Origin of the sequence: Nonomuraea sediminis (assembly GCF_018531495.1) — a bacterium.
GTDB lineage: Bacteria > Actinomycetota > Actinomycetes > Streptosporangiales > Streptosporangiaceae > Nonomuraea > Nonomuraea sediminis.
Genome location: NZ_JAHDTI010000014.1, coordinates 228,326 through 244,961, shown reverse-complemented (window position 1 = coordinate 244,961; position 16,636 = coordinate 228,326). Strand labels below are relative to the sequence as shown.

16 protein-coding genes are annotated in these 16,636 nt (G+C 73.1%); 8 read left to right on the top strand and 8 right to left on the bottom strand.

The features are described 5' to 3' along the window. Positions 1-4: 4 nt before the first annotated feature. Together KIK09_RS60340 and KIK09_RS45200 are read right to left on the bottom strand one after the other, a co-directional pair. Positions 5-1,057 carry a helix-turn-helix transcriptional regulator gene (locus tag KIK09_RS60340; RefSeq protein WP_214325714.1) on the bottom strand — a complete coding sequence of 351 codons (1,053 nt, stop codon included), beginning with the start codon at positions 1,055-1,057 and terminating at the stop codon, positions 5-7. 106 nt (positions 1,058-1,163) lie between these two features. After that, the gene (locus KIK09_RS45200; protein ID WP_214325713.1) at positions 1,164-4,262 is read right to left on the bottom strand and encodes an ATP-binding protein; all 3,099 of its coding nucleotides are present in this window, start codon (positions 4,260-4,262) and stop codon (positions 1,164-1,166) included. Between the two features lie 130 nt (positions 4,263-4,392). Between KIK09_RS45200 and KIK09_RS45195 the strand changes: the two genes are divergently transcribed. The 6 genes from KIK09_RS45195 (at position 4,393) to KIK09_RS45170 (ending at position 9,280) form a co-directional block, all read left to right on the top strand. Then, the gene (locus tag KIK09_RS45195; RefSeq protein WP_214325712.1) at positions 4,393-4,881 is read left to right on the top strand and encodes a hypothetical protein; all 489 of its coding nucleotides are present in this window, start codon (positions 4,393-4,395) and stop codon (positions 4,879-4,881) included. A gap of 86 nt (positions 4,882-4,967) precedes the next feature. After that, entirely contained in the window at positions 4,968-5,711 is a 744-nt protein-coding gene (locus tag KIK09_RS45190; RefSeq protein WP_214325711.1) for an SDR family oxidoreductase, read from the top strand. A gap of 48 nt (positions 5,712-5,759) precedes the next feature. Continuing rightward, the gene (locus KIK09_RS45185) at positions 5,760-6,632 is read left to right on the top strand and encodes an arginase family protein (protein WP_214325710.1); all 873 of its coding nucleotides are present in this window, start codon (positions 5,760-5,762) and stop codon (positions 6,630-6,632) included. 100 nt (positions 6,633-6,732) lie between these two features. Beyond that, positions 6,733-7,530: a hypothetical protein gene (locus KIK09_RS45180; protein WP_214325709.1), complete on the top strand. Its 798-nt coding sequence runs from the start codon at positions 6,733-6,735 to the stop codon at positions 7,528-7,530. After that, positions 7,530-8,642 (top strand): sensor histidine kinase, encoded by a 1,113-nt coding sequence (locus KIK09_RS45175; RefSeq protein WP_214325708.1) that lies wholly within the window; start codon positions 7,530-7,532, stop codon positions 8,640-8,642. Before KIK09_RS45180 ends, KIK09_RS45175 begins: the two co-directional genes overlap by 1 nt. Continuing rightward, complete coding sequence (locus KIK09_RS45170) at positions 8,639-9,280, top strand: response regulator (protein WP_214325707.1); 642 nt, start codon at positions 8,639-8,641, stop codon at positions 9,278-9,280. Before KIK09_RS45175 ends, KIK09_RS45170 begins: the two co-directional genes overlap by 4 nt. Here the strand turns inward: KIK09_RS45170 and KIK09_RS45165 are convergent. Continuing rightward, complete coding sequence (locus KIK09_RS45165) at positions 9,250-12,018, bottom strand: AfsR/SARP family transcriptional regulator (protein WP_214325706.1); 2,769 nt, start codon at positions 12,016-12,018, stop codon at positions 9,250-9,252. The genes KIK09_RS45170 and KIK09_RS45165 overlap by 31 nt on opposite strands. A gap of 120 nt (positions 12,019-12,138) precedes the next feature. On the opposite strand from KIK09_RS45165, the gene KIK09_RS45160 reads away from it, so the two are divergent. Then, on the top strand, positions 12,139-12,693 hold the full coding sequence (locus tag KIK09_RS45160) for a dihydrofolate reductase family protein (protein ID WP_214325705.1): 555 nt from the start codon (positions 12,139-12,141) through the stop codon (positions 12,691-12,693). A gap of 24 nt (positions 12,694-12,717) precedes the next feature. Here the strand turns inward: KIK09_RS45160 and KIK09_RS45155 are convergent, their stop codons facing one another. The 5 genes from KIK09_RS45155 to KIK09_RS45135 all read right to left on the bottom strand — a co-directional run bounded on the left by KIK09_RS45155 (position 12,718) and on the right by KIK09_RS45135 (position 15,886). After that, complete coding sequence (locus tag KIK09_RS45155; RefSeq protein ID WP_214325704.1) at positions 12,718-13,086, bottom strand: barstar family protein; 369 nt, start codon at positions 13,084-13,086, stop codon at positions 12,718-12,720. 8 nt (positions 13,087-13,094) lie between these two features. After that, positions 13,095-13,496, bottom strand: a complete 402-nt coding sequence (locus tag KIK09_RS45150) for a ribonuclease domain-containing protein (RefSeq protein ID WP_214325703.1) — start codon at positions 13,494-13,496, stop codon at positions 13,095-13,097. A gap of 115 nt (positions 13,497-13,611) precedes the next feature. Next, a complete protein-coding gene (locus KIK09_RS45145) occupies positions 13,612-14,481 on the bottom strand; it encodes a lysophospholipid acyltransferase family protein (protein WP_214325702.1) in 870 nt (289 codons plus the stop codon). After that, positions 14,478-15,194 (bottom strand): GNAT family N-acetyltransferase, encoded by a 717-nt coding sequence (locus KIK09_RS45140; protein ID WP_214325701.1) that lies wholly within the window; start codon positions 15,192-15,194, stop codon positions 14,478-14,480. The genes KIK09_RS45145 and KIK09_RS45140 overlap by 4 nt, the downstream gene beginning before the upstream one ends. 224 nt (positions 15,195-15,418) lie before the next feature. Continuing rightward, positions 15,419-15,886 (bottom strand): nuclear transport factor 2 family protein, encoded by a 468-nt coding sequence (locus tag KIK09_RS45135; protein ID WP_214325700.1) that lies wholly within the window; start codon positions 15,884-15,886, stop codon positions 15,419-15,421. A 132-nt stretch (positions 15,887-16,018) separates the two neighbouring features. Between KIK09_RS45135 and KIK09_RS45130 the strand changes: the two genes are divergently transcribed. Next, a complete protein-coding gene (locus KIK09_RS45130) occupies positions 16,019-16,612 on the top strand; it encodes a TetR family transcriptional regulator (RefSeq protein ID WP_214325699.1) in 594 nt (197 codons plus the stop codon). Positions 16,613-16,636: the final 24 nt, after the last annotated feature.

The following is a 16,636-nucleotide window of genomic DNA, read 5'->3' as shown; positions in this document are numbered from 1 at the left end:
GGTGTCAGCCGGAGATGGCCGCGATGAGTTCGTCCCTGCCCTGGGCGCCTGTCTTGCCGTAAAGCGACTTCAGGTGGTCGTTGACGGTGTAGGCCGACAGGTCCAGGGCTCGGGCGATCTGCTTCGGGGCGGCGCCGGCGTACAGAAGCTCGAGGATGCGGCGCTCACGTGCGGTGATGCCGTACCAGTCGCAGAATGACGGCAGCAGCAGGCTGCCGCCGGCCGCCTGGATGAGGATGGCGACGTCGCTGTCGCCGTGCTCGTCCAGCGGCTGGCCGTGGATGAGGACCCAGCGCCCGAAGTTGGCGGCGGGTGCGCAGAGCAGCGGCCGCCAGGCGCCGGTGTCGCGGGCGTGGGTGCGCGCGTGCAGGGACAGGCCGACCCAGAAGGCGTTGGCGATCCAGTCCGGCACGCCGCTCCCCGCGCCCGGCCACATCTGCCGCATCCAGTCGCGCGCCTGGGGCGAGATCGATCTGACCGCATGGTCGGGCCCGACCGTGATGACGCCGGTCGGCAGGGAGGGGACCGTGGGCGTCAGCGGACCCGCGGTGACGTAGCCGCGTAGGGCCGTCACCAGCGCGGGGACGAGCCGCTGCGCTTCCCTGCGGTCCGCCACGCTGAAGGGCCTGGCGCCTTCCGCGCGCAGCAGGCCGAGCAGGCCCCATGGCCCGTGCCTGTCCTTGATGAGCAGCCGGAGCTCGCCGCCCACGCCATGGGAGGACAGCAGCCGCCGCATGCCGGTGTCGCCGCAGCCTCCGGCTCCCACGACGGCGACCGGCTCGCCGAGCAGGGCGAGCGCCGGTGGCGGGCACGGGTCTCCGTGCAGGTACCGGTTGAGCACCAGGTCGCTGATGAGCGCGTGCTGGTATTCGTGCCAGAAGCTGAAGACGCCCAGGCCGACTCCGGTCGCCGGATTCAGGCCGACCAGGCGGAGCGCGTCGTGCGCCACGCGCCGTCCGATGATCTGGGAGATGGCCGCTCCTGTCGCGGCCGGACTGCCGCCCTGGACAATTGCGGCATACAAGTCACGGGCGATTCGCCCGTCCGCGTGTGTCACGCAGCACCACCATTCCTTGACAGGAATGGTTTACAACAGTTTTGACAACTTGAAAACAGGTTAAATTTCGGCGCCCGCCTTTTCGTGAATTAGTGGATCAAAGCCTTCACCCGAGGCGCTCGATCAGATCCTTGGCTCTGCGACGGTCGTAGGGTGCGGAGAGCCGCCCGGCCGCCCTCATGGCCTGTTCCGCCGCTTTACCCGCGGCCTTCCGTCTTCCTCCGTGGGCCAGGACGAGGGCACGGGCCCAGCCGATGCGGGCCGCGGCGCCTGGGTGGCGGGACTGGAACCCGGCCAGGTGCCGGCCGAGCCGGCGTGCCGTACCCGCGTCCGGGGGCAGGCAGGCGAGCAGTTCGGCCAGGCCGGACCAGCACTCCAGCATGCCGCGCTGGGCCGACGGCAGGCGGGCGGCCAGTTCGAGCGCCGTCGTCAGCGTCTCCCCGGGGTCGCGCAGCCCGAGCCGGGCCTCGGCCGTGAGCAGGCGCATCTCCTGGATCACCGGCATGACGGGGCCGTCACGCAGGCCCAGTTGCTGCTCGTGGGCGCGGCGGCGGTCGGTGGAGGCGCGGGCCGCTGCCAACACCTGGCCGATCCGTTCCGCGCCCGTCCCGTCGATCCGCAGCAGCGCCTCGGCCTGGCCGATCAGGCACCAGTGGCGGCCGATGTCGTCGCCGCCCACCCGCGCGGCCGCCTGCTCCGCCGTGTCGGCGAACAGCTCGGCCGCCTGCTCGAAGTCGCCGCGCCACAGGGCCGTCTCGGCGAGCATCCCCGCGCAGTTCTCGGCCACCCGGGGGTCGAGGGTCCTGGCCCGGCACTCGGCGAACGAGCCGCGCGCCCCCTCGAAGTCCCCGGTCGCGAGCAGGTCGAGGCCCCTGGCCAGGCGGGCGCGGCTTGCGGGTTCCGTCGGGTGGCCGATACTCCGCAGCGACCGGTCGGCGAGGGCGCCGTAGTGGGCAGCCAGGCGGTGGCCTCCGGCCACGCGGGCGATGGTGGCGAAGTTCGCGTACGCCTCGGCGCGTAGGGCGGGGTCGCGCGTCCGGCCGGCGGCGTCGAGCTGGCGCAGCGAGGCGGCCAGCATCGTGAGCAGGTCCTGCTGGTGGTAGGCCAGCCGCGCCAGGAGCGTCAGCGCCTGTGCCGCCTCGGCGCCGGCCGCCGAGTGGCGGGCCGGGAGGACGCGATGGAGGAGCAGGCGGGCGGCGGCCGTCAGGGCGGCGGCGGCGAGGCCGGGGCGGGACGCCGGGAGCGGCTCGCCCACCGTGTCGAGCGCGGCCCTGGCCAGGCGGGCGGACTCGCACTCCCTGGCCAGTTGGTGCTCGCTCACGCCCGCCATCCGCAACCAGCGCGCCCGCAGGTACGGGGCCTCGGGCGTGGAGGCCAGATGCCGCAGCACGACGGCGCCGGACTCCTCGTACAGGCGTAGGCGCAGGCACAGCAGCCAGTAGTGGTCGAGGAAGCCGGGCAGGCCCGACGCGGCCCAGGCCAGCCGGATGTTGTCCATCTCCACGCCCAGCACGCGGGTGACCTCGGCGTCGGAGGCGTCCTGGAGCGCCGTGGCGTGCCGGTCGAGCAGCCCGGCGAAGCAGGCCGCGTGCCGTTCCCGCACCGCGCGACGCTCCCGGGCATCCAGGTGCTCGGCGGCGTACTGCTGGATGAGGGGGTGGAGGACGTACCGGCCGGACGGGGCGAGCTGGATCATGCAGTGATCCACCAGGCGGACCAGCACCCGCGGCGTGGTCCTGGCCACCTCCAGCGCGGCTGCCAGCGTGCAGCCGCCGCCGAACGCCGACAGGGCCGCCAGCGCCTGCTGCGCGTCCGGGTCGAGCAGCCGCCAGGAGGTCTCGAAGACCGTCCGCATGCAGGCGTGCCGCGGCCGTACGGCGGGCCCGGCAGCAGAGAGCAGGTCGGCGCCGAGGCGCTGGGCGAGCTCGGCGGGCGGCACCGCGCGCAGCAGGCCCGCCGCCAGCTCGATGGCCAGGGGCAGGCCGCCGGTGGCGGCGCAGATCGCGGCGACCGAGGCGGCGTGCCGCTCAGGATCGAACGCCCCCGCGGCCCTGGAGATGAACAACGTCTCCGCCGCCGGGCTCGGCAGGCCCCGCACCTCGAACGTGACCTGTCCTGGCACGTCCAGTCGCCGTCTGCTGGTCGCGAGGATCTTCACCCCCGGAGCGGTGCCCATGATCCGGGCGATGACCGGATCGAAGTCCTGCAGGTGCTCGAGGTTGTCGAGCACGAGGAGCAGTTCGCGCCGGGCCAGGGCCGACAGCAGCAGGTCGAGGGCGGGACGCTGCGGAGAGAGGTCCACGCCGAGACGGCGGGCGAGCGTCGTGACGGCCGCCTCGGGGCCCACCCCGGCGAAGGACACGAACGCGCACGACGGCGCGGCGGCGGCGATGGCCAGGCGGGTCTTGCCGACGCCGCCGGGGCCGAGCAGGGTCACCAGGCGTCGCCGGGCCAGCAGCGCGCGCACGTCCCTGATCTCCGAGTCCCTGCCGACGAGGCCGGTGCGGGGAACGGGCGGGGCGGCGCGCACGAGCCCGCGCCGGACGGCCACCGTCTCCGGTGCGGGCTCGACCCCCAGCTCGTCGGCCAGGCGCCGCCGCAGGTCGTCGTAGCAGGCCAGCGCCGCGCCCCGGTTCCCCGACTCCGCCAGCGCCGTGATCAGCAGCCGGTGCGCCTCCTCGTCGTACGGTTCCAGCGCCGCCACCAGCCGCGCCAGCCGTACGAACTCCTCGGGCGGCGTGGATGCGCCGCGCAGCAGCAGCCCGCGCAGCAGCAGCCGGGCCCGGCGCCGCTCCGACTCCAGCCAGCCGCCGAAGGCCGGGGCGTCGCAGAACCACACGCCGTCCATGAAGTCGCCGCGCCACAACCGCAGCGCCTCGGCCACGCTCGGCGTCCTGGCCAGGCGCTCGTGGTCGACGAAGCAGCCGTCGCCGGCGCGGAAGCGCACGTGGTCGCGGGTGATGTCCAGCCACCCGCCGACCTCCCTGCGCAGCTCCGACAGCGACAGGCGCAGGCTGCCCCGGGCGTTGGCGTCGGGGCGCTCACCCCACAGCAGCGCCGCCAGCTCCGAGCGCGGGCGCGGCCCGGGCGTGGCGGCGAGATAGCAGAGCAGGGCGCGCGTCTTGGCGGCGCGGATGCCCACCGGCCGCCCTCCCACGGCCAGCTCCGGCGGGCCGAGCAGCAGCAGGCTCAGCGACTCTCCCATAGACGCGCACGGTAGGCGCGCCCGCGGCCTGCCGCCATGCAAAAAGGCACGTATGACCTGCGCTCTCACGATTCGCTCACGCCGCCCGCCGCACTCTGAGGCGCACGTCACACCGAAGGAGAAAGACGACATGCGCTCTCAGCGACTCATCCCCGCGCTCGTCCTGGCCGCGGGCCTGGCCATTCCGGCCGCGGTGGCCACGGCCTCGCCCGCCGGCGCGAAGGCGGCGGCCACGACGTGCCGGGTGGAGGTGGACTACGTCGACCTGTACGACGTGGACGAGAAGGACGGCACGGACGAGGTCAAGATCGATCTCGCCGGGTACTACTACCCCAGCGGCAGCAAGTACGTCGCCATGTCGAACGGCGACCGCGCCTACTCCGGCAACTTCGCCAACCCGACCACCACCATCGGCACCAGCGGGTGGGCGAACTTCAGCCTGCGCGAGGTCGACCCGCCGATCGTCGGCAGCGGCTACAACCTCGGCTCGATCAACGCGTACGGATCCACGTGCGCCACGCTCTCCACGGGGCAGATCGCGTACGTCTACAAGACCATCACCGGCACGCAGAAGACCTACTACTCGTACTACATCCGGCTCGTGATGACCGGGCTGTAGCCTGCTCGCTCCGGGGCGCTCGGCTGGGGGTGGCCCAGCCGAGCGTCTCGCGTGGGTTCGGCCTGGAAGGAGCGTGCGGAGGAACGATGACGGCCGGTGGAGTAGGGGTGGTGACGGGGGCCGGATCGGGGATCGGCCGCGTGGTGAGCAGGGCACTGCTGGATGACGGCTACCGGGTCGCGCTCGCCGGCCGGCGGGAGGGGGCGCTGCGGGAGACGGCCGGAGATCATCCGAGCGCGCTGGTGGTGCCCACGGACGTCACCGACCCCGGCTCCGTGGCCGCCCTCTTCGGCGCGGTTCGCGAGCGCTGGGGCCGGGTGGACCTGCTGTTCAACAACGCGGGCACCTTCGGCGCTCCTGGATCGGTCGACACGATCTCGGTCGACGACTGGCGCAGGACGGTGGACACGAACCTGACGGGCGCCTTCCTGTGCGCGCACCACGCCGTGGCGATGATGAAGGAGCAGCGGCCGCAGGGCGGGCGGATCATCAACAACGGCTCCATCTCCGCCCACAGCCCGCGCCCGGCGAGCGTGGCGTACACCGCCACCAAGCACGCCGTGACGGGCCTGACGAAATCGATCTCGCTGGACGGCCGGCCGTACCGGATCGCCTGCGGACAGATCGACATCGGCAACGCGGCCACCGAGATGACCGGAGGCATCGCCCAGGGGGCCACCCAGGCGGACGGCACCCGAGCCCCGGAACCGACCTTCGATCCGGCCCACGTCGCGGACGCGGTGGTCTACATGGCGAATCTTCCGCTGGACACGAACGTGCTGTTCCTCACGATCACGGCCACCGCGATGCCGTTCGTGGGGCGCGGCTGAGACGCGCGCCTTCCCTGGTGGACGCGGTCGCCGGAATAGTGTTGAGCCATGTGGACAGTGCTCGGTGCGCCCATCGACTCCTCCGGCGCCGGTCGGGGAGAGGAGTTCGCGCCGCAGGCTCTGCGCCGCGCCGGGCTGCCAGAGGTGTTCGGGGCCGTCGACGCCGGTGACGTGGCGCCGCCGCTGCGGGACGCGGTGCGTGATCCGGCCACCGGGATCATCGGCTTCTCCGAGCTGTGCGCCTCCGCACAGGCGCTGCGTGAGGCCGTGGCGGCCACACTGGCGGCCGGCGAGCGTCCGCTGGTGGTCGGCGGGGACTGCACGCTGCTGCTGGGGACGATGGCCGGGGTCCGCGACGCCGTAGGGCGGGTGGGGCTGTGGTTCGTGGACGGCCACGCGGACTACTACGACGGGACGTCGTCGCCCTCGGGCGAGGCGGCCGACATGGACCTGGCGATCCTCACCGGGGACGGACCGCCCGGCCTGGTCGACCTGGCCGGAGAGGTCCCCCTGGTGGAGCCCGCCGACGTGGTGATCCTCGGACACCGGCCTGCTTCCCTGAGCAGCGACACGGCGGAGGAGCTCGGACGGGTCCCCGACGCGATGGGGCGCATGAGCGCGGAGGAGATCGTCGCGGCGGGCCCCGAACAGGTGGGCCGCAGGTGGGAGCGGGCGCTGGCGGCACGGGGGCCGGTGTGGCTGCACGTCGACGTCGACGCCCTCGACGAGGCCGCGCTGCCCGCCGTGAGCTATCCCCAGCCTCGCGGGCTCGACTGGGAGGCGTTCGTGGCGCTGATGCGCCCCATGCTGGCCTCGCCCGCCCTGGTGGGGCTCAGCGTGGCCGACTTCAACCCGGACCTGGACGGCGACGGCGCGCATGCGCGGCGGCTCGTCGACGCGCTGGCCCGCGCCCTCACGTGACATGCACGTCTGGCAGGGGATTTCCATACCTCTCAGGTCAGATCTCGTCTGGACCTGACGCAGACGCGGCCCGCGGGTCGCGGCCGGGATCGTTGGCGTCATGCGACTCCAACGAATGCAGATCTCGGCGCTGATCGTTCTCGCGCTGGTCGTGGCGCTCGCGCTCGTGCCGCTGCCGGCGCCTGCCTACACCACGGGCTTCGCGCCGCACTGGGTGACCATATCGGCCGCCCTGCTGGGTGCGGTCTTCGTGGTGCGGCCGCACCCCGCCGGGTTGCTGCCCGCCGTCCTGCTGCTGTGGTCGGCGGGCGGCGTCGTGCTTGACGCCTTCCGCGCGTTCTTCGCCGTCACGGGCATCCCGGCGGGGGAGTTCGCGCGGGTCGACTGGCCGGGGATGGCGCTGCGCGGGCTCAGCCTGGCGGGCTGCGCGCTGCTGGGTGCGCTGCTGCTGCGGCACATCCGGGTGCCGGGCGGGGCGTGGCTGGGATACGGCGCGTTCGCCGTCGGGTTCGTCTATCCGATGGCCAAGCTGTACTGGTCTCTCGGTGGCACGCTGCTGCGTCCCGCCGGGTATGACGAGGGCCTGCCGTACGGCGAGCTGATCATGCTGCTCATCGGGGCGGTGGGATCGCTGGCGCTGGTCCAGCGGTGGGGACGGAGGCTGCCGCGGCGGCTGGTGCTGGCGGGCGGTTGGACGGGCGCCGCGATGTTGACCACTATGGGGACCATGTCCGTTTTCGGCACGCTTGCGCAGCTGGCCGGCCTCACCCGGGGGCCGGTGCCGCTGTCAGATCCCGCCGCGGTGGTGACGGTCGGGCTGGTGTACGGGAGCTGGCTGCTGTTCGGGCTGGCGGTCGGCGGGGCCACGCTGTCCTACCAGCGGGCGACCTCGCGGTGATGCCACGGCGCGCGGACCTGGTGCTGGCCTTCGTCGCCGGGGTGCCACTGTTCGCGCTGTCCGTGGTGGTGGCGGTGCTGTCGGTGCCGGGAGTCCGCGCCGGCCTGCTCGTGGGCGCCTGCCTGGTGGCGCACGCGGCCGTCGCGTACCGGCGGGACACCTGGGCGTTCTTCGTGGTCGCCGCCGCCTTCGGCGTGCAGGTCGCCGTGACCGGGCTGTTCCTCGTGCTGCCGTCGGCCGCGCTGTTCCCGCTCGCGGTCTACTCCCGCGCCGCGTACGGCCGGCGGTACCCTCCGCTGATCGTGGGCCTGGCGGGAGCCGGGGTGGCGGCGGCCAGGTTCGCGACCGACTCCAGCGTGGCGGCCGCGGACCTGGGGCCGAACCCGTGGCTGCTGTTCGGGCTGCTGGCCGCGGTGGTGGTCGCGGCCTGGGGGTTCGGCCTGTACCGGCGGACCCAGCTCGCCTACATCGACCTGCTGCGGGAGCGGGCCCGCGACGCCGCCGCGCGGGCAACCGCGGCGGAGCGGGCCAGGATCGCCCGGGAGATGCACGACGTGGTCGCGCACGCGCTGGCGGTCATCGTCGCCCAGGCCAGAGGCGGCCGGTTCGCGCCGGCACGCGCGCAGGAGATCCTGGCCACGATCGAGGACACCGGGCGCACGGCCCTCACGGACATGCGGGCCGCCGTCGGCGTGCTGCGCGCCGCGCCGGAAGAGGCGCAGCGGCAGCCGCTGCCCGGCCTGGCCGACCTGCCGGGACTGCTCGAGCGCACCCGGAGCGCGGGGCTGCCCGTCGCGGAGATCGTGCGGGGTACGGCCCGTCCCCTCGGGCCGGGCACGGAGCTGGTCGCCTATCGGGTGGTGCAGGAGGCGCTTACCAATACGCTCAAGCACGCGGGCCCCGGCGCCGGCGGCACGGTCCTGCTGGAATGGGCGGAGGACGGCTTGCACCTGACCGTCAGCGACGACGGCAGGTCCACCAGCGTGGCGGGAACGGGGAACGGGTTGGCGGGAATGCGGGAACGGGTGGGCGCCGTGGGCGGAGCCGTGGAGGTCCGGACGGGGGAGGCGGGCGGGTTCGTCGTCGAGGCGCGCCTGCCGTACCGGACATGACGATCCGGGTCTATGTCGTCGACGACCAGGATCTGGTGCGTACCGGCACGGCGATGGTGATCGACGCGCAGGACGACATGCGCGTGGTGGGCCAGGCGCGCGACGGGGCGGAGGCGCTGGCCGGGCTGCGCACGGTGGCGGCGGACGTGGTGCTCATGGACGTGCGGATGCCGCGCATGGACGGGGTCGAGGCGATCAGGCGGCTCCTGGCGCGGGGCGACGGGCCGAGGGTGATCGTCCTGACCACCTTCGACCTGGACGAGTACGCCTTCGCGGCGTTGCGGGCCGGGGCGTCGGGGTTCCTGCTCAAGGACGCCCCCGCCGACGAGCTGCTGTCCGCGGTGCGGACCGTCCACCGGGGCGACGCGGTGATCGCGCCGTCCACGACGCGGCGCCTGCTCGACCACGTCGCGCCGCGCCTGCCGGACGTCGCGCCGGACCCGCTGACCGAGCGCGAGCGCGAGGTGCTGCGGCACATCGTCTCGGGCGAGACGAACGCCGAGATAGCGGCATCGCTGTTCCTGTCCGAGGGCACCGTCAAGACCCACGTCGGCCGCATCCTGAGCAAGCTCGGGCTGCGCGACCGGGTCCAGGCGGTCATCTGGGCCTACGAACACGGCCTGAACAACCGTCCCTGAGTTTGGAAGGCATCGGCGGTGGGCCTGTCGATGACGGCCAGTTGGGTGTGGATCTGGTCGGTGGCGGAGGAGTCGAGGTCGCCCAGGAGGGCGTGGGCCTGGCGCCACTGCTCGCGGGCGGCCGCCCGCTCTCCGGCGAGGTGATGGCAGGCGCCCAGGTGGGCGAGGGTGCTGGCCTCCGCGTACGGGTCGCGGAACTCGCGGAACAGGTGCAGGGCCCGGCGGTAACAGGGGATCGCCCCGGCGGGGTCGGCCAGCTGGAGGCGGGTGTCGCCCAGGCAGGACCACGCGTGCGCCTCGTGCGCGAGGTTGCCGAGCTTGCGGTGCAGGACCAGGGCCTGCTCGCACAGCTCGAGGGCCAGGGCGTGGTTCCCCAGGCGGCCGTGGTGGAAGCCGAGGTCGGTGAGCGCGACGGCCTGGCCGACCTGGTCGCCCAGGCGTTCGAACAGGTCGTGGGCGCTCTGGGCGGCGTGCAGCGCGTCGGCCTCCCGGCCCTGGAGCGCGTACACGAGGTCGCGGTGGTAGTGCGTCCACGCCTGACCGGCCACGTCGTCATGTGACCGCTCCAGCGCCGTGTCGAGGTTGCGGTGCGCCTCGGCGAAGCGGCCCAGGTCGGCCAGCGCGAAGGCCAGATTGCGGTACGCGCGTGACTCCTCCACCGGGTCGCCCAGCCGCCGGGCGGCGGCCACGGCGGCCCGCTGGGTCTCGGCCCGGTCGTGCCAGAACCCCCGCCCGTGCAGGAAGACGAACAGCGCCCGGGCCAGGTGGCAGACCTGCCGGTCGAGGCCCAGGTCGGCGGCGAGCTTCAGGGTGGCGAGCAGGGCGGGGCGTTCGGCCGCGAACCAGGCCAGCGCCTCGTCGCGTCCGGCGAGCCCGGTCACGCGAACGCCCGGGACCGGCGTGGGAGGCTCGACGTCCGCCTCCAGGTCCCCGCCGAGCAGCCGCTGGGCGGCGCGCGCGGTGTGGACGTAGTGGTCGACGACGCGGAGCCGCGCGGCGTCCTGGTCGGCCTCGTGCGCCTGGCAGAGTTCGAAGGCGTAGGCGCGCAGCAGGTCGTGGCACGAATAGCGGCCGGGGACGTGCTCGGTGAGCAGGTTGGCCCTGGTCAGCTCGGCCAGCGGCGCGGCCACCCGAGGGACGCCCGCCAGGCTGGCGGCGGCGTCGATCGTGCTGTCGGGACCGGGATGCAGCCCGGCGACCAGCCGGAACAGCCGCGCAGCCGGCTCGTCGAGCGTCCGGTACGACCACGAGAAGATCGCCCTCACGTCGACGGCACGCTCCAGCGCGCCGAGCGTGTCCGTGAGCTCTCCGGCGAGCGCGGTGAGCGGGTGCGCGGGGTGGATCGCGGCTCGGGCCGCGACGATGGCCAGCGCCAGCGGCAGCCCGGCGCAGCGGCCGACGATCTGGTCGGCGGCGGCCGGCTCGGCGGCGATCCGGTCATCGCCGACCCGGCGGGCCAGCATGCGCCTCGCCTGGTCCGGCGGCAGCAGGCCGAGGGTGAACGGACGCGCGCCGTACCTGACGACCAGCCCGGCGAGGTGGTCCCGGCTGGTGACCACCACCAGGCAGCCGGGCGTCCCTGGCAGCAGCGGGGCTACCTGGTCCGCGTCGCGGGCGTTGTCCAGCAGCACCAGCATGCGCCGTCCGGCCAGCAGGCCGCGGAAGAGCCCGGCCTGCGCGGCCGGGCTCTCCGGGATCCCGTGCGGCGGCACCCGGAGCGCGTCGAGAAACTCGCCGAGGGCCGCCGCCGGATGCACGGCCTGGCATGACGGGTCGTATCCCCGCAGGTCGGCGTAGAGCTGGCCGTCCGGGAAGCGGCCCGCGATCCGGTGCGCCCAGTGGACGGCCAGCGTGGTCTTCCCGACGCCCGCCGTACCGGCGATCACCGCGATCAGCGGCGATCGGGGGTCAGGCTGGTCGAGGAGCGCGTCCAGCGCCGCGAGCTCGGACTCGCGCCCGGCGAAGCCGTCGATGGCGGCGGGCAACTGCCTGGGCACCGCGCGCCCACCGGGAGGAGCGCCGCCCGCGAGCAGGTCGGCGTGGACCTGCCGCAGCTCGGGGCTGGGGTCGGCGCCGAGCTCCGCGGCGAGCCGGCGCCGGATCGCGTCGTAGCGCTCCAGCGCTTCGGCGGGACGGCCTGCCGCCTCCAGGACCCGCAGCAGCCGCGCCCAGAGCGACTCCCGCAGCGGATGCCGCTCGGCCAGCTCCGCCAGTTCAGCCGGATCGGGCCGCGACCGGTTCGCCAGGTCCAGGTCGGCCCGCCGCTCGACCGCGGTCAGGTACCGCTCGTGCAGCGCCGGGGCCACGGACTGCTCCAGCCAGTCCGATCCGATGCCGTCGAAGGGGGCGCCGCGCCACAGCGCCAGCGCGCCGGCCAGCCGGGACCGCTCGGCCGCCGGGTCCGCCGCCGCCTCGTCGAGCAGCCGGCCGAAGCGCAGCGCGTCCACGCGGTCCGGTTCGATCACCAGCAGGTAGCCGCCGGGCCGGGCCGCGATCAACTCCTCCGCAGCGGGCCCCAGGGCGCGGCGCAGCCGCTTGACGTTCGTCCTGACGTTGGCCCCGGGGTCGCCGGGCGGATCCACGCCCCACACCGCCGTCGCCAGCCTGCCGGTCGGGACGGTACGGCCCGCCGACATCGCGAGTACGGCCAGCAGCACGCGCAACCGCCCGGTGGGCAGCTCGACGGGCCGCCCGGCCACCGAGACGCGCAACGGGCCGAGCAGTTCGACGGTCAGCACCCGGCTCGCACCCCCTCCGTGGACCGGCGGCGAGTTTCACAGGACTGACACCACCTTGCCACCCGCGGTCAGCCATCCTCGCCCTGAAGCCAGTGTGGATCGAGACCGCAGGAGGTCGAAGTGTCGATATCAGTGCTCGACATGTCCGTGTCACTCGACGGGTACATCGCCGATCCCGACGATTTCCTCGGCGGCGAGGACGGTGAACGGCTGCACAAGTGGGCCGACGCGGAGTCCGGGCCGGTCAAGCAGTTCCAGGACGAATGGAACACCGCCGGTGCGGTCCTCGCGGGGCGGCGGACCGCCGAGCTCATGGATCACTGGGGCGGCGACCACGGCGGGCTCCCGATCTTCGTGCCCAGTCACCGGCCGCCAGGTCCGGCCGCCCGCTGGGGCTATCCGCTGGTGACGTACGTGACCGACGGGATCGAGAGCGCGATGGCGCAGGCGAAGGCCGCCGCGGGCGGCCGGGACGTGCAGGTGCGCGGGGCGTACACGGGGCAGCGGGCGCTCGAGGCGGGGGTGCTGGACGAGGTGCAGGTCCACCTGATCCCGGTGCTGCTCGGCCGCGGCCGACGGCTGTTCGACGTGCTGCCGTCGGAGATCGAGCTGGAGGTCGTCCGGGTGATCGACACGCAGGAGGCCACCCACATCCGCTACCGCGTCCGCCGCTGAGAGCTCAGGGCGTCCACTGCGGCCTTAGGGCAGTGCGGTGGCGGCTCGTCGCTGGAGCAGGGCCTCGTGGGCGGGGTCGGTGCGGAGGGTGAGGGTCAGGCCGGTCCGGGCGGCGTCGGCGAGGACCGCGAGCAGGGAGGCGAACTGGTCGGGGGGCTCGGCGCTGAGCAGTTCCTCGGCGTGGTCCACGACCAGGGCGACGGGGCCGGTGTCGCGCAGCGAGTCGGTCAGCGCGTCCCAGTTGCGGCCGAAGTAGTCGGGCAGGCGCAGCACCCGCGCCACCTCCTCGAAGAAGGCGGCGCGGGTACGGCAGGCCCTCCCGTCCACCACCGCCGGCGCCGGACTGGTGGACACCGTCAACCAGGACGGCAGCGGACGTGCGGCGGAGGTCATCGGAATTCCTAGAGCCGGTAGAAGTCGGTGTAGTGATTGGGCGAGAACCACGTCACGCCGGTGCTGCGGTTGACGACGATCCGGTACGCGTCACGCGCGGCCCCACGTGACCGGGAGTACACGTCGTACTCATAGTAGGTAGCACCGCTCGGGAGCTGGCCCTCCCGGTTGTAGAAACGCCCGCCGGTGTAGTTGTACCTGCCGTCGGGCCAGGAGTACCAGCCGCTCTGGGTGGGGTAGCCCTTGCCCGCCCAGATCGCGTCGGCCGAGCGTGCGTCGGCGCAGCGGGCCATCGTGCAGGAGTTGTAGACGGTCGCGTTGGCGGGGGAGGGGCCGGTCAGGGTGATGAGGGACACGGCGGCGGCGAGGACGACGGCCAGCCGCACCGGCCAGGAAGGTCTGGGGCGCACGGAGCCTCCTTGCGGATATGACGAGACACAGTCATGATCGCCGGTCATCCCGGTCAAACAACCGTGAAATACCCCAAAGGCATGATGAATACTTCGGGGACAGTTCGGGTGAGCGTCATGCCACGCACTCGTCCACGGGTGTCGATGCGGTCTCGTGGCGGTCGATGACGCCGGTGCGGACCTGGGCCTCGGCGAGCCTGGCCAGCGCCGCGCGGGCCTCGGGCCGGCGTCCTGAGGGCGCCGGCCGTACGGGAGCCAGGACGGTGACCTCGACCATGAAGTGCCGGGTCGCGGCCACCCGCAGGATGGAGGCCAGCAGCGAGTCGTCCCCGACGTAGCAGGCACGGGTCGAGGTCGACTCACCCTCGCGGTAGCGCAGCGTGGCCGGGCGCACCGCGGCGCCAGCGTCGATCGCGGCCTGGAACACCGCCGGGCGGAACTCTCCCATGCCACGCCCGCACCAGGTGGTGCCCTCCGGGAACGCGATCACCGTGTCGCCCGCCCTGAGCGCGCCCGCGATCGTCGCGACGGCCGACGGCAGCGTGGAAAGCCGGTTCCTGTCGATGAACAGCGCGCCGGAGCCCGCCGCCAGCGTACGGATGAGCGGCCACTCGCCGACCTCCCGCTTGGCCAGCGGGCGTGACGGGACGGTGGCCGCCATGACGAGCGGGTCGAGCCAGGAGATGTGGTTGGCCACCAGAAGGGCGCCCTCGCCGGGCGCGGAGGTGACGTCTCCCGTGATCTCCACCCGGATGCCGAGCGCGCGCAGCATGAGCCAGGCCCAGGTCTTCGTGATCCCGGCTCGCCGTACCCCGCCGGCGCGGCTCGTCGCGAGGGAGACGGGAATGCCCGCGAGCAGCACGAGAGCTGCGCCGACGAGGCGCGCCATGCGCCGGAGCGGCCCGGCGAGGGCGGCCGGGGCCTCCACGCAGGCTTCCGGAGAGCACGGCCCCATCCGCAGCCAGGGGTTGACGGCCGTGCTCACAGCGGCTGTCCCAGGAAGAACCGCAGGTAGCGGTTGTTCACGTGGGTCATCGAGAGCAGCACGAAGAAGTCGGCGGTGCCGAAGTCGCGGTCGTGCGCCGGCGCGCCGCACACCCAGGAGCCGAGCCGCAGGTAGCCGCGCAGGAGGACCGGCAGCACGAACCGGTCGGAAGGGACGGCACTCTGGTCGCGCCACGGGAGGCGCGGGGTGACGCGATACTCCTCCGGGCCCAGCGGCACCCGGTCGACGACACCCGCCGCGAGCGCGCCACCGTCGTCGAGCGGCACCGAGCAGCACCCCGCCAGCCACTTGTAGCCGCCGTCCACCATGTAGCGCGCGATGCCCGCCCACATCAGGCCCACCACCGCGCCGTTGCGGTGATCGGGGTGCACGCAGGTACGCCCGACCTCGACCAGGTCCTTCCTGATGGACGCGAGGTTGCCGAGGTCGAATTCGGCGTCGGAGTACAGCCGGTCCGTACGCCCAGGGGGAAGCAGCCGGTAGGTGCCGACCACCTGGTCGCCGTCACGGACCAGGAGGTGGTCGCAGTAGGCGTCGAACCTGTCCACGTCTAGGCCGGAGACCGGGCTGTCGAGGCGCGCCCCCATCTCATCGGCGAAGACCTCGTGCCGCAGCCGCTGCGCGGCCTGGACGTCGGAAGCGCTCGTGGCCAAGCCGACCGTGTAACGAGCAGTGTCAAGAGAGATCGTCATGGGCGCGGTCCTTCCCTGGAAGCGTCTCGCGACCATGTCGACATGTCGACATGACGGCGAAAGCTCCCGCCGAAGGCATCAAGGCGTCCGCCCGATGAACCTCACACGCGCACGAGGCCGATCGGGCCGGCGCGTCTACCGCTCCGGCGATCTCGGGGGTGCACTGCGCGGCCTCCATACCGGCGACACGCCGGTATCACGCCGGTATAGAGGCTCCGTTCGGATCAGGCAGGTGCGTGGGCGCGGGCCTGCAGGGAGCGGATGACGCCGATCTCGATGCCGATCTGGTCCGCGAAGCTCCCGGTGTCCCAGTAGGAGCGGATCCGGTCGATCAGGCCGTCATCGTCGAAGTGGAAGAACGAGGCCATGGGCATTGAGTACGGCCGGCCACCCGCGGGCAGGTTCAAGGACTCCGCCAGCTCGCCGGGCACGGTGAGCGTGCCGGTCTCGACGAACTCGCACGCCACCGACCGGTCGTGAACCACGGTGGTGAGAACGTCCTGACGTACGTCCGGGATCACGGTGCTGAACAGCATCGACCACACGCGCCCGATGCTGCTCCTGCCCCGGATGGGCTCGGCGTTGGTCGGGAACTGGATGAGCACGCCCTCGGCCAGGTGGGCGAGCACGGCGTCGAGGTCGTGGGCGCTGTAGGCCCGCCAGTAGCGGGTCATGGTGTCTTCGAGAGTCATGGCCTTCACTTCCGCTCCGCGTCACGGCTGAGCCGTGACGATCCTTCACTGATCACCACAAAAATAGTGACACATCTGCCATTTGGCAATACTGCCATTTTTCAGTTGTGCCGGATTCGGTAACCTGAGCCCGTGGTCGATGCGGACATGGGCCTGCGAGCCCGCAAGAAGAGGCGGAACCAGGACGCGATCATCGACGCCGCCCTCCACCTGTTCGAAGCCAAGGGCTACGACGCGGTCTCGGTGGAGGAGATCGCGGCCGCGGCGGACGTGTCGCCGCGAACCTTCTACCGGTACTTCCCGGCCAAGGAGGACGTGCTCCTCGGCGCTCCGGACGCCGGCGAGGCGACCCGCCGAGCCCTTGCCGAGCGCCTGCCCGGCGAGTCCGACGTCGACTTCGTGGCCCGAGCCATGCTCGCCGGCCTCACAGCGGGCGACCCAGCACGCACCATGCGCGCCTACCGCCTGGTGCAGAGCGTCCCCGCACTCCAGGCACGCCTGTTCCGGCTCGTGTGGCGCGGCGGCCAGGAACACTTCGTCGAAGCCTTGCTCGCGAACCAGCCTCGAACCCGCGACGCCGAGCTACGGGCCCACGTGATCACCCACGCCGTGACGGACGTCATGCGCGTGGCCGCCACCTTCTGGCTCGGATCGCCCCGGCAGGCCCCGCTCGCCGACGAGTGCGAGAAGGCGCTGTCCTACCTGCGCGAAGCATTCACCGGCTAGCCGACCGAGCTCCTCAGCAACCCA